This is a genomic window from Mycobacterium sp. SMC-14 (assembly GCF_046250075.1).
Lineage (GTDB): Bacteria > Actinomycetota > Actinomycetes > Mycobacteriales > Mycobacteriaceae > Mycobacterium.
Map to the genome: position 1 here is coordinate 4,551,587 of NZ_CP176429.1, position 13,491 is coordinate 4,565,077.

7 protein-coding genes are annotated in these 13,491 nt (G+C 67.9%); 1 reads left to right on the forward strand and 6 read right to left on the reverse strand.

Features of this window, described 5'->3' with window-relative positions:
* Positions 1–34: 34 nt before the first annotated feature.
* From ACKY0W_RS21130 to ACKY0W_RS21145, 4 genes are all read right to left on the reverse strand, one after another.
* On the reverse strand, positions 35–1,588 hold the full coding sequence (locus ACKY0W_RS21130) for an acyl-CoA carboxylase subunit beta (protein WP_409435672.1): 1,554 nt from the start codon (positions 1,586–1,588) through the stop codon (positions 35–37).
* Entirely contained in the window at positions 1,585–6,924 is a 5,340-nt protein-coding gene (gene pks13, locus ACKY0W_RS21135; RefSeq protein WP_409437880.1) for a polyketide synthase Pks13, read from the reverse strand. Before pks13 ends, ACKY0W_RS21130 begins: the two co-directional genes overlap by 4 nt.
* Positions 6,925–6,948: 24 nt before the next feature.
* Positions 6,949–8,859: a long-chain-fatty-acid--AMP ligase FadD32 gene (gene fadD32, locus ACKY0W_RS21140; protein WP_409435673.1), complete on the reverse strand. Its 1,911-nt coding sequence runs from the start codon at positions 8,857–8,859 to the stop codon at positions 6,949–6,951.
* Positions 8,860–9,212: 353 nt separating this feature from the next.
* Complete coding sequence (locus tag ACKY0W_RS21145; protein ID WP_409435674.1) at positions 9,213–10,277, reverse strand: cutinase family protein; 1,065 nt, start codon at positions 10,275–10,277, stop codon at positions 9,213–9,215.
* Between the two features lie 141 nt (positions 10,278–10,418).
* Here ACKY0W_RS21145 and ACKY0W_RS21150 point away from each other — a divergent pair, with 141 nt between their 5' ends.
* Positions 10,419–11,330 carry a hypothetical protein gene (locus tag ACKY0W_RS21150; protein ID WP_409435675.1) on the forward strand — a complete coding sequence of 304 codons (912 nt, stop codon included), beginning with the start codon at positions 10,419–10,421 and terminating at the stop codon, positions 11,328–11,330.
* A gap of 18 nt (positions 11,331–11,348) precedes the next feature.
* Here the strand turns inward: ACKY0W_RS21150 and ACKY0W_RS21155 are convergent, their stop codons facing one another.
* Positions 11,349–12,242 (reverse strand): esterase family protein, encoded by an 894-nt coding sequence (locus ACKY0W_RS21155; RefSeq protein ID WP_409435676.1) that lies wholly within the window; start codon positions 12,240–12,242, stop codon positions 11,349–11,351.
* Positions 12,243–12,412: 170 nt separating this feature from the next.
* Positions 12,413–13,408 (reverse strand): esterase family protein, encoded by a 996-nt coding sequence (locus ACKY0W_RS21160; protein WP_409435677.1) that lies wholly within the window; start codon positions 13,406–13,408, stop codon positions 12,413–12,415.
* Positions 13,409–13,491 lie beyond the last annotated feature (83 nt).

Here is a 13,491-nt window from a genome sequence, read left to right on the forward strand (position 1 = left end):
GGGGCGGCAGCGCTCACCCACCGAGAAGCACGGGCTAGATCGGCAGCAGGCCGTGCTTGCGCTGCACCTTGGGGAAGTTCTGCTTGTCGCGCAGCAGGCGCAGCGACTTACGCAGCAACAACCGGGTCTCGTGCGGCTGGATCACGGCGTCGATGTAGCCCCGCTCGGCGGCGGTCCACGGGATCGCCATGTTCTCGTTGTAGCCGTCGATGAAGTCCTGCTTGATCTTCTGCACCTCGGGCGCGGTCGGATCCGGGAAGCGTTTCACCAGCAGCTGGGCCGCGCCGTCTGCACCGATCACCGCGATGCGGGCGGTCGGCCAGGCGAAGTTCAGGTCCGCGGACAACTGCTTGGAACCCATGACGGCGTAGCCGCCGCCGTAGGCCTTGCGGATGATCACTGTCACCTTGGGCACGTCGGCCTCGACGATGGCATTGAAGAACCGGCCACCGCGCTTGATGATTCCGTTCTTCTCCTCGGCCACCCCGGGCATGGCGCCGGGGGTATCGACGACGAAAACCAGTGGGAGGTTGTAGGAGTCGCAGAAACGAATGAAACTTGCCGCCTTGTCCGAAGCCTCGGTGTCCACGGCCCCGGACATGTACATCGGCTGGTTGGCGATCACCCCGACCGGGTGCCCGTCGACCCGGGCGAACGCGGTGATCATCGCCTGCCCGCGCTGATCGGCGATCTCGAACACGTCGCCGTCGTCGAAGATACGCAGCAGGATCTCGTGCATGTCGTAGGCGACGTTGTCGGCGTCCGGAACGATCGCGTCCAGCTCCAGGTCGTGCGGAGTGATCTCCGGCTCCAGCCCGGGGTTGACGATCGGCGCGTCGTCGAAGTGGTTGGCGGGCAGGAACGACAGGTAGTCGCGCACGTACTGGAACGCCGCCGCCTCGTCGTCGACCACCTTGTGGATGTTGCCGCGCTGCGCCTGGACGTCGGCGCCACCGAGCTCGTCGAAGCTCACGTCCTCGCCGGTGACGTCCTTGATCACGTCGGGACCGGTGATGAACATGTAGCCCTGATCGCGCACCGCCACCAAGAGGTCTGTCTGGATCGGCGAATACACCGCTCCCCCAGCACATTTGCCCAAGATGATGGAGATCTCCGGCACTAAGCCGCGCAGCATCTCGTGCCGCCGTCCCAGCTCGGCGTACCAGGCCAGCGATGTCACCGCGTCCTGGATCCGCGCGCCAGCGGAGTCGTTGATGCCGATGATCGGACAGCCGACCATGGCCACCCACTCCATCAGCTTGGCCACCTTGCGACCGAACATCTCCCCGACCGAGCCCTGGAACACGGTCTGGTCGTGGCTGAACACCCCGACCGGCCGGCCGTTGATCCGGCCGTGGCCGGTGACCACGCCGTCGCCGTACAGCGCGTTCGGGTCACCGGGGGTCTTGCACAGCGCACCGATCTCCAAGAAGCTGCCCGGATCCAGCAGGGCATGGATCCGCTCGCGGGCACTGGGAATGCCCTTCTTCGCGCGCTTGGCGACGGCCGCCTCGCCGCCGGGTTCGGATGCCAGCTCCAGCTTTTCGCGGAGTTCGGCCAACAGTTCGGCGGTGGTCTTGTTCGTCACGCGCTCTCGCCTTCGGCTTGGATCCGGTTGATCGCCTCACTCATATGGGCGCCCACTTTGGCAATGTACGGCTCGTCGATGACCTGGACGTGCTCGCCCCCGATCGGCACGATCTCCAAGTCGGAGATGTATTCGCCCCAGCCGCCGTCGGGCTTGCGGGTCGCGTAGGCGGGCTCGAACACGATGGCGTCATCGTGGTAGCGGTCGGCCATGTACAGCGTGACGTGCCCCTCGTAGGGCTGGATCTCGATGGTGTCCAGGGCCCGGTTGTCCAGGTACGACGTGCGCTGGTGCTCGATAATGCCGCCCGGGATCTGCACGCCGCTTTGCGCGACGACGTCCAGCACGAAACGGACCTGACCCTCGTCGTCGAGCTTTTCCAGTTCCTCGTAGGGGATCTCGGGGACCTCGACGTTGAAGGTGCGCTCGGCAAACCGTGCGTAGCGGTCCCAGCGCGCGCGCATTCCTTCCTTGCTCTGGTCGATCGGCTCACCGGGCAGCACCAGGTCGAGCAGCCCGACGTAACGCACATCGGCGCCGGCCTGCTTCAACCCGATCGCACATGCGTAGGCCAGCGCCCCTCCCAGTGACCACCCCGCCAGCAGGAACGGTCCGTCGTGCAGCTCCAGCAGTTTGGGCACGTACTCGGCGGCGCGCTCCTCGATGGAGCCCTCCACCCGCTCGATCCCGTACACCGGGAGGTCGGCGGGCAATCGCTTCATCAGCGGTTCGTAGACCACGGTCGAGCCACCGGCCGGGTGGAACACGAACAGCGGGACCCTGTTCGAGCCTTCGGGCTTCGCGCGCAGCGTGCGGACGAATCCGTCCACCACGCCATCCTCCAGCTGATCGCGGACGATGGTCGCCAGCGACTCAATGGTGGTCGCCGACTTCACGTCGTCGATCGAGATGATGCCCTCGGCACGCTCGGACAACCGCTCGGCCATCTTGGCCACGGTGTCGTCATCGACGGCGGGCAGTTCGTTGAAGATGCCGCCCGGGGACTTCCCCGTGACGATCGCCCAGGTGGCGAACGTGATTCGCTCGGCGGCGTCACGCGGTGGCACGTCGGCGCCCAGCGCCTCGGTGACCGCCTCCTGGGTGAGCACCTTGGCGGCGGCCGCGGCAGCCGTCTTGGTGCTCACGCCGCTCGCGTTGACGCCCGGGCCGCTGGGGTCCGTCGGCGGCGGCGGAACTGCCGGGCCGGCCGGGTTGGTCGGCGGCGGCGGGATAGGGATGTCCGAAGCAGGTGGCCCGGCAGCGGCTTCGGCGGCCGGCGCCGGCTCGGCGGCGGGCGCGACTTCCGCGCTCGCCGCGCCCTTTGCCGCGGCGATCATGGCGGCCTGCTCGGCGGCGATCTCGTCGGCCGTCTGGGTCTGCTGGTGGGCGTGCAGCGCCTCCACCTCGTCGCGGTGCTCGACCGCGTAGCGGATCATCTCCTCGACGTTGTACAGGTTCGCATCTCGCACCGCGGTCAGCTGGATCGGCGGCATATCGAAGTCGTACTCGACGCGGTTCTTGATCCGCACCGCCATCAGCGAGTCCAGGCCCAGCTCGATCAGCGGCACCTCCCACGGCAGGTCCTCGGGCTCGTAGCCCATCGCGCCGCCGACGATCGCACCCAGCCGCTCAGCGACGGTCTCCCCGCTCTCCGGTGACCACTTGGCGAAGCCGGCCGCCAGTCCGGCTCCCGCGGTGAGGTTGTCGCTCAGGATCGCGGCGTCATCGGCCTGCGGCTCCGGTTCAGCCGGTGCCGCAACAGATTCCGCCGTCACGGCGGTCCCGGCGCCGACTGCCACCGGTAGGACTCCGGCTGCACCGCCTCGACTCACCAGCGCGTCGTAGACCAGCGTGAACGACTCGCCGATGCGCGAGTGCACCTGCACGGCCGCGCCACCCGGGTGCCGGGTCAACGTGGTCACCAGCCGCGAACCCTCCGCCGGTACCGCCCGTTGTTCGGAGGCCACCAGGGCCGAGTCCGGAATGACGGTTGCGGCAGCGGCTTTCACCAGGGCGGCCAAGTCGGTCTCGCCGCGACCGGCGAACTCGAAGACGTGCCGGCCATCCGGGGTCGCGACGTGCGAGCCGGGCATGACACCGGTGGCGTCGCCGGAGAATCGGGCGTCGAGCCAGTGCGGTTTGCGCCTGAAGCGCGTCGGCGGGATGTTGGCGAACTCCGCCGGGCTGATCGGCCCCTGCACCTCACGCGGGAACAGCGTGCGGAAGTCGAGGTCGTGGCCGTAGACGTAGAGCTGGGCCATCGCGATGATCATGGCGTCGACGTCGTCGGTCTTGCGGGCCAGCGTTGCGATCAACTGGGCATCGTGGAGCCCAGCGCTGGCCGTCGTCAGTCCCACCTGCATGAGCGCGACCGGGTTCGGCGCCAGCTCCAGGAAGGTGGTGTAGCCGTTGTCGACGGCGTTGCGGACCCCGTGGGTGAAGTAGACGCTGTGTCGCATCCCCTTCTTCCAGTAGTCCACATCGTGGATCGGCTCGCCGCCGGGCTTGACGTAGCTGCCCTCGTGCACGGTGGAGAAGATGCCGATGTTCGGGGTGTGCGGCTCGATGCCCTGCAGCTCCGCGGAGAACTCGCCGAGCAGCGGGTCCATCTGCGAGGTGTGGCCGGCACCCTTGGTCTGCAGCTTGCGGGCGAAGCGGCCCTCGGATTCGGCGCGCGCGACGATCTCGTCGATCTGCTCGGGCGGGCCGCCGATCACGGTCTGGCTCGGGGCGGCGTAGACGCACACCTCCAGGCCGGGGAAGTCGGCGAACACGGTCTTGAGTTCCTCGGCGGAGTACTCCACCAGCGCCATGAACCGGATGTACTCGCCGAACAGCATCGCTTCGCCCTCACCCATCAGGTGTGCGCGCGAGCAGATCACCCGGGTGGCGTCGGCCAGCGACAGACCACCGGAGAAGTAGGCCGATGCCGGCTCGCCCAGTGACTGGCCGATGACGGCGGTCGGGCGCGCTCCGTGGTGCTTGAGCACCTCGCCGAGCGCGATCTGGATGGCGAAGATGGCGATGTTGGACGTCTCGATGCCGTAGTCGTGCGAGTCGTCGAGGATCAGCTCCAGCACGGAGTAGCCGCGCTCGTCCTGGACGTGGGCGTCGACCTTTTCGATCCACTCGGCGAAGATCGGGTCGCGCAGGTAGAGGTTCTTGCCCATCTTGCGGTGCTGGGCGCCGAATCCGGCCATCACCCAGATCGGCCCGTTGGTGACCGGGCCGTCGACGGAGTAGACGTTGGGCTTCTGCTTGCCCTCGGCGACCGCGCGCAGGCCGGCGATGGCCTCGTCGTGGTCGTGGGCCAGCACCACGGCGCGGGAGCGGCCGTGGTTGCGCCGCGACAGCGACCGGCCGATGGACGTCAGCGGGGTGGCCCGGCCCTCTTCGCTGTCGATCCAGTCGGCCAGCTCGGCCGCGGCGGCCTTCTTACGGGAGGTCAGGAAGGCAGAGATCGCCAGGGGGATCAGCGGTTGCACAGGCTCTTGCGCCGCCAGTTCGGCCAGCGCCTCGTCGCGTAGCCGCAACGCCTCATCGGTCAGGCCGGGCAGTTCGTACTCGGGTTCATCGCCGTAGCCGTGCGAACTCTCGGGCGCGATGAACTCGCCGTACTCGTCGAAGCGCGGGGCCTCGTGCTCGATCTCGGGTTCGGAAACCTCGTCGACGACAGGCGCTTCAGGCTCCTTCGCCCGCTCGATCACGTCGCGCGGCAACACCTCGCGCACCACCAGGTGGGCGTTGGCCCCACCGAACCCGAATCCGGAGACACCGGCGACCGCATAGCCGCCGTAACGCGGCCAGTCGCTGACGGCGTCGGCGACCTTCAGGTGGGTGCCGGCGAAGTCGATGTAGGGATTGGGCCCGGCGTAGTTGATCGACGGCGGAATCTTGTCATGCTGCAACGCCAGCACGACCTTGGCCAGGCTCGCCGCACCGGCTGCCGATTCCAGGTGTCCCACATTGGATTTCACCGCACCCAGCAGGGCGGGCTTGTCAGCGGCACGGCCCCGGCCGACCACCCGGCCCAGCGCCTCGGCCTCGATCGGGTCACCCAGGATGGTGCCGGTACCGTGCGCCTCGATGTAGTCGACGGTGCGCGGGTCGATACCGGCGTTCTTGTAGGCCTTGCGCAGCACCGCGGCCTGCGCGTCCGGGTTGGGCGCCAGCAGGCCGTTGGATCGGCCGTCGTGGTTGACGGCGGAGCCGGCGATCACCGCGAGGATCTGGTCACCGTCGCGGCGCGCGTCGTCCACCCGCTTGAGGATCAGCACGCCGGCGCCCTCGGCACGGGAGTAGCCGTCGGCGTCCGAGGAGAATGACTTGATCCGGCCGTCGGGCGACAGCACCCCGCCGACCTCGTCGAATCCGACCGTCACCAGCGGGGTGACCAGCGCGTTGACACCGCCGACCACCGCCACGTCGGCCTCGCCGTTGCGCAGCGCCTGCACACCGGCGTGCGCGGCGACCAGTGACGACGAACATGCGGTGTCGACGGTGACCGATGGACCGCGGAAGTCGTAGAAGTAGCTGACCCGGTTGGCGATGATCGAGCTGGAGTTGCCGGTGATGGCGTACGGGTGGGTGATGCTCGGGTCGGACAGCGCCAGGTTCTGGTAGTCGCCATTCGTCGAGCCCATGTAGACCGCGACCGCTTCGCCGCGCAGGCTCGAGGCCGGGATCCGGGCGTGCTCGAGCGCCTCCCAGGTCAACTCCAGCGCCATCCGCTGCTGCGGGTCGACGTTGTCGGCCTCCATCTTCGACAGCGCGAAGAATTCCGCGTCGAAGCCTTTGATGTCGGAGAGGTAGCCACCGCGGGTGCGCGCCTTCTTGACCCGCTCGGCAACCCGCGGCTCCTCCATGAACTCCGACCAGCGCCCCTCGGGCAGGTCGGTGATCGCGTTGAACCCCGCCAGCAGCTTTTCCCAGGTGTCCTCGGGGGTGTTCATGTCGCCCGGGAATCGGGTGGCCAGGCCGACCACAGCGATGTCGGCGACATCGGCGTCGCGCGACCAGTCCTCGCCGGCGGCGTCGTCCTCCAGCACCGGCTCACCCTCGATGATCACCGTGGCCAGCGCCTCGATCGTCGGGTGCCGGAACGCCACCGTCGCCGACAGCGTGACCCCGGTGAAGTCCTCGATGTCCGACGCCATCGCCACCGCGTCACGCGACGACAGGCCCAGTTCGATCAGCGGAGCGGTCTCGTTGATCTTCTCCGGCGACTGGGAGGTGGCATTGGCCACCCAGTTGCGCAGCCAGGCCCGCATGTCGGCGACGGTCAGGTCGGTGCGGCTGGTGCCGCGCAGGATTGCGTCGTCGCCGTCGCCGTTCATCTGCGGAGCCTCGCTCATCTGGGGTTAGACCTCGTCGGGGTAGGCGTTCGGGCCGGTGGTGCCGCCACGCAGGCTGCCATCGAGGTAGGCGGCCCGGCAGGCGCGGCGACCGATCTTGCCGCTGGAGGTGCGCGGCACGGTGCCCGCCGACACCAGCAGCACGTCGCGCACAGTCACGCCGTGGCGCACCGCGATCGCCGCCCGGATGTCGTCGGCGATGGGCTGGTATTCCAGCTTGTGGGCGCCCGGTGCGCGCTCGGCGACGATCACCAACTGCTCGGAGCTGTCCTCGGGGTCGAACTTCAGCCCGGAGTGCGGGTTGTCGAAGGCCGACTGCGGCAGCTGGTTGGCCGGCACCGAGAACGCCGCGACGTAGCCGGCCCGCAGCGCCCGGCTGGCCTCCTGCGCGGAGTACTCCAGGTCCTGCGGGTAGTGGTTGCGGCCGTCCACGATCACCAGGTCCTTCACCCGGCCGGTGATGTAGAGGTCGTCCTGGTAGTAGGCGCCGTAGTCACCGGTGCGCACCCAGAAGCCGTTCTCGTCGGAGCCTTCGGCCCGAGACGGGTTGTTACGCGTCTTGAGCACGTTGTGGAACGTGTCGGCGGTCTCTTCTTCACGGTTCCAGTAGCCGCCGCCCATGTTGTTGCCCTGCAGCCAGATCTCGCCGATCTGGCCGTCGGGCAACTCGGCGCCGGTCTCGTAGTCGACGATGATCGTCCACTGGTCGACGCTGATCCGTCCGGCTGAGGCCTGCGCGACGGCGTTCGGTGCATCCTCCGGTACCTCGACCAGGCGGTTGGCGTTGTTGAGCGCTTCGCGGTCGACGTAGATGATCTTGGGCTTCTCGCCGATCGGGGTAGTGGACACGAAAAGGGTGGCCTCGGCCAGACCGTAGGAGGGCTTGATGGCCTCCTCACGGAACCCGTACGGCGCGAACGCTTCGTTGAACTTGCGCAGCGACGCCGCAGACACCGGCTCACTGCCGTTGAGGATCGCCTTGACGTTGCTCAGGTCCAGCGGCGGCTCGCCCTCCTTGGGCAGGCCGCGCGCCGCAGCGTGCTCGAAGGCGAAGTTGGGGGCCGCCGAGTAGACCTCGCCGGTCTCCCCCTCCTTGCGGGCCAGCTCACGGATCCATCGGCCTGGCCTGCGCACAAACGCAGCCGGGCTCATGAAGGTGAACTGCTGACCCATCACCGACGACAGCAGGATGGTGACCAGGCCCATGTCGTGGAAGAACGGCAACCAGCTGACGCCCCGGTCACCTTCGCGGCCCTTGAGTGAGTCCAGCAGCTGTACGACGTTGGTGGGCAGGTTCAGGTGGCTGATCTTCACCCCGGTCGGGGTGCGGGTGGAGCCGGAGGTGTACTGCAGGTAGGCGACGTCGCTCCGGTCGGTCTCGGGCATCACCCAGGTCGATCCCACCTCCGGCGGCAGCGCGTCGACCGCGATCACCCGCGGTCGGGCGTTGGCCGGGCGGCTGCGGAAGAACTTGTTGACGCCTTCAGCGGAGTCGCTGGTGGTCAGCACCGCCGACGGGGTGCAGTCATCGAGCACCGCGTGCAGCCGGCCCACGTGACCCGGCTCGCCCGGGTCGAACAGCGGCACGGCGATGCGACCGGCGTACATGATGCCGAAGAAGGACACCAGGTAGTCCAGGTTCTGCCCGCACAGGATCGCCACCCGGTCACCGGGCTTGGTGACCTGCTGCAGCCGCGCACCGATCGCCCGGTTCCGCGCGCCGAACTCCGACCAGGAGAGGTCGCGCTCGATACCGTCACGCTCGGTGGAGAAGTCCAGGAATCGGTAAGCGATCTTGTCGCCGCGCAGCGCAGCCCAGCGCTCGACGGTCCGCACCAGGTTGGCGTTGTCCGGGAACCGGATCTTGCCGTCCTTGACGAACGGGTTGTGGTAACTGGCCTGTGTTGCCGGGGCCATGCAAAATCTCCTGTCGCGAACATACGTTCTCAGTCAGCTGCCGGGCGTGTCTGGTTACGCCGGTGCGTTACATCGCGCGGGCCCGGAACCTCACAGATGGTAATGGTTTGCCGCCACCCGACGACGCGCTGCTGCCCTGCGGCCATGGACCGCGCCGCTCTTAAATTGCTCTTAATGTTAGAGGTCGGTGCGGCCCATGCCAAATCAAACGGTACCGCGTGTGACGCCGGTCTCCGGGTCACGAGGCGGTACCAGCTTCGCCTCTCCTTCGTCGAGCCTCGCTGAACCGCCGGGTCCATGCGGCAGTCCCAGCTTCGCCTCTCCTTCGTCGAGCCTCGCTGAACCGCCGGGCCTCAGCCGTGCGGCGGACGTGGCGCGTTGTCGATGAGTTCACGCGCCCAGTTCAGCGTCCACTGGGTTGCGGACATGCCGTCCTGGCTCCAGACGTCGGTGGTGCCGTACAGCGCGTGCACCGGCTGAGCAGCACCGCCGGCCAGCGTTGACAGCGTCGCCGGCAGCTTGCCGACGCTGAACGCCTCCTGCGGGGCCGCGCAGACCAAGTCACCGACCGCGCAGATCTCGTTGGTGCGCTTATCGAGGTCGCCGAAACCGCCCTCGCGCGCGCCGGTCATAGTCAGCCCCATCCCGGACAGGATCGGCAGCTCGTGCAGGGTCACCTCGGCGCCCTGACCGGGCGGAGACGGCGGGACGTCTACACCCACGCCGGTCTGGCGGCGGCCGTCGGCGATCAGCGTGACGCCCAGCACTAAGTCTTCGTCGACCGGCCCCTCCCCGTTGCCGATCTTGCTGGCCACGTCGCCGGCGATCACAGCGCCCTGCGAGAAGCCGACCAGCACGTAGCTGGTCAGTGGGCACCGGTCATTCATCTCGGTCAGCGCCTTGATGGTGGCGCGAGTGCCTTCGGCGCGGCTGTCGTTGTAGCTCATCTGCTTGTCGGCCGACAGCGGGTTATGGAACTGCGCGGTGTAGGGAACCGTGTAGGTCTGCACCCGGGCGGCGTCGAACTGCTGGGCGATCGGGCGGGTGACGGTGAGCAGAAGCGCGATCGGGAACTGGGTGGGGTCGAGCGGGTTGTCCGTCGGCGAGGTCTCCCAGGTGCCGGGCACCGACACCAGCTGCACGTCGGGGCAACTGGCGTCCTGGTAGGCCGGGCGGGGCTTGCGGGTCCGGGTCGGGACCGAACTGGTCGACGGGACGCCCGCGCCCGGCTGCTCCGCGATCGGGGGTGTGGCCGGCCGGCGGATCCAGATCACCACTGCCACGATCACCAGCGCCACCACGAGTGCCATCGCGCCGGCGGCGATCCAGGCGAGGACGCGACGGCGGTTGGCTGACGACTTGCGCGGCGACTTCCGGGGGGATTTGCGCGGGGAGCTGGATGTCTTCTTCTTGGCCATATCGCCTTTAACGGTACAGATCGGCGGTCCGGGCCATCATTGACTCTGCACTCACCAGGCGGGTTACTCGCACTTCTGCCTGGTGGGTGCAGAGTCAACGGGTGAAGTGCGCTCAGCAACAGCCGCTGGCACCATCCCGGCATGGAAAACGCGGGCCCGCAGCCGTTCATCGGCTCGGAGGCCCTGCGCGCCGGCACCGTCACCTGGCATGAGCTGGCCAAGTATCACCGCGCGATCATGCCGGATGTCTACCTGGATCGGCGCGCCGAGCTCTCGATGCGGAACCGGACGCTCGCGGCGTGGCTGTGGACACATCGACGGGCCGTCGTCGCCGGCGCTGCCGCCTCGGCGCTGCATGGCGCCAAATGGGTTGACGACGACACTCCGGTCGAGTTGATCTGGCGCAATGCCAGGGCGCCCGACGGCGTAATAACCCGGACCGATCGACTGCTCGACGGTGAGACCCAGTCGTGGGGCCTGTTGCGGTTCACCACACCCGAACGCACCGCATTCGACCTCGGCCGGCGCGGGGGATTGGTTCATCGCGTGGCCCGGCTCGATGCCCTGGCACAGGCAACGCGTTTCAAAATCGATGACGTGGCGCAGCTGGCGAAGCGGCACCCGCATACCAAGGGACTGCGCAGACTCGAAACGGCGCTGGATCTCGTCGACGCCGGAGCCGACTCCCCCCGAGAGACGCGGCTGCGGCTAAAACTCATCGCAGCGGGCTTCCCGCGCCCGCAGACCCAGATTCCGCTACGGCGCGGAGGCGGACGCTGGTACTACCTGGACATGGGTTGGGAGGACATCAAGCTCGCGGTCGAATACGACGGCGATCAACACCGGACCAGCCGTCCGCAATACGTCAGCGACGCCGAACGTCAGGAGTTCGTCGCTCGGCTCAGCTGGACGCACATCAAGGTGCTGGCGGAGCACCGCGACGACGACGTCATCCGCCGGGTCCGGCAGGCCTGGGACCACCTGACCGGGCACCCCCAAACCGAGATTGACTCTGCACTCACCAGGCGAGTTACTCGCACTTCTGCCTGGTGAGTGCAGAGTCAACGCAAGTTAGCGGATCGCGCCGACGATGTCGCCGGCCATGGCGCCCAGCTGCGACGCCCACGATCCCCAGCCGTTGTCACCGGCCGAGAAATCGAAGTGGCCGTTCTTGCCGCGCACCTGGCGGTACTGCGAGTTGAAGTACCGACCGCTGCCGGCCGCCTGCGACGGGTCACCGATCATCGCGGCCGGGTTGGAGGCGCCGCCCAGCGGGGCGTAGATCCAGACCCGGGTGTTGTTCTGCGCCAGCAGCGTGGCGTGCACGGTCGGGTCGTGCCACTTCCACCGGCCCAGCTGGGGCGCGCCCCACATGCCGTACGGGTCCACCCCGCCGAAGTTCTGCAGGCCGGCGGCGATGACGCCGCCCTCGGTGGTGTTGGCCGGCCCCAGGAAGCCCGACATCGAGCCGGCGAAGCCGAACCGGTCGGGGTGGAAGGTGGCCAGTGCCAGTGCCCCGTAACCGCCCTGGGACGCACCGACCACGGCGTGACCGCCCGGAGCCAGACCCCGGTTGGCCGCCAGCCAGTCCGGCAGCTCACTGGACAGGAAGGTGTCCCACTGCTTGCTGCCGTCCTGCTCCCAGTTGGTGTACATGCTGTAGGCGCCGCCGGCCGGGGCGACCACCGAGACACCCTTACCGGCCAGGGTGCTCATCGCGTTGCCCGCGGTGACCCAGTTGCTCAGATCGGGGTGCGCGTCGAACGCGTCGAGCAGGTACACCGCGTGCGGTCCCTGGTTGAGGAACGCCACCGGGATGTCGCGGCCCATCGAAGGCGACGGGACCATCAGGTTCTCGAACTGTGCGGCGTGCGCGGTGGAGCTGACGATGGTGCCCCCACCCCACAAGCCCAGCATCAGCACGGCAACGCATAGCGCCCGCAGCAACTTCGACAGTCCGCTCATTTCCACCTCGCTCGTCGGCACAGATTCTCAGATGATTCCACCCGCTGGTCGCGCGCCCTGACCCCGGGAGGTAGTCAATCACACGGCACTCGCAGGCAGGGCAGGAAACGACCGACGGCGACGACCCTTCGGGGTCGCCGCCGTCGGCGGTACATCTTTAGCGCTGCGGGCTACTCGCCCGAGCTGCTGCTGCTCGCGCCGCCTCCGGGCGTGGCGCCCAGGTGGCTCTGCAGGTCCGGCTTCATGGCCTGCAGCTGCTGACCCCAGTACTCCCAGCTGTGCGTTCCGTACTCCGGGAAGTTGAAGATCGCGTTGTTGCCACCGGCCGCGGTGTAGAGCTCCTGGAACTTCTTGTTCGCACCGATCATGAAGTTCTGCTCGAGGAACACGGCCGGGATGTTGTCGCCACCCAGCTCGTTGGCCTTGCCGTTACCGCAGAAGACCCACAGGCGGGTGTTGTTGGCCACCAGCTTGTCGACGTTGACCGTCGGGTCGTTGCGCAGCCATGCCGGGTCGTTGTCGTCGCCCCACATGTCGTTCTTCTTGTAGCCGCCGGCGTCACCCATCGACAGGCCGATCCAGCCCTTACCGGTGGACGGGTTCAAGTAACCCGACAGCGAGCCGGCATAGGTGAACATGTTCGGGTGGTAGATCGCCAGCGTCATCGCCGACGAACCGGCCATCGACAGGCCGACCGCGGCGTTGCGGCTCTGGCTCACGCCGTACTCCGAGGCCAGGTAGGCCGGCAGCTCGCTGGTGAGGAAGGTCTCCCACTTGTAGGTGGAGCAGCCCGCCTTGCCGCAAGCCGGCTTGTACCAGTCGCTGTAGAAGCTGGACTGGCCGCCGACCGGCATGATCACCGAGATACCCGAGTTCAGGTACCACTCGAACGCCGGGGTGTTGATGTCCCAGCCGTTGAAGTCGTCCTGGGCCCGCATGCCGTCGAGCAGGTACAGGCCCGGGGAGTCCGAACCGCCGCTCTGGAACTGGACCTTGATGTCACGACCCATACCGGCCGAGGGCACCTGCAGGTACTCCACCGGCAGACCCGGCCGAGAGAAAGCGTTCGCCTCCGGGGTCCCGCCGACGACACCGACCAGTCCCGCCAGCACGGCCGCGCCGGTGGCGGCGACCTTCAACCTGTCAAGCAGCTTCATCCTTGGCATCCTCATTCGTTCGTTGCCGTACTTAGCTCATAGCGTGGCCCGACTCGGACCCGATCTGTGCGTACCAACGCAACAGTGCCGGT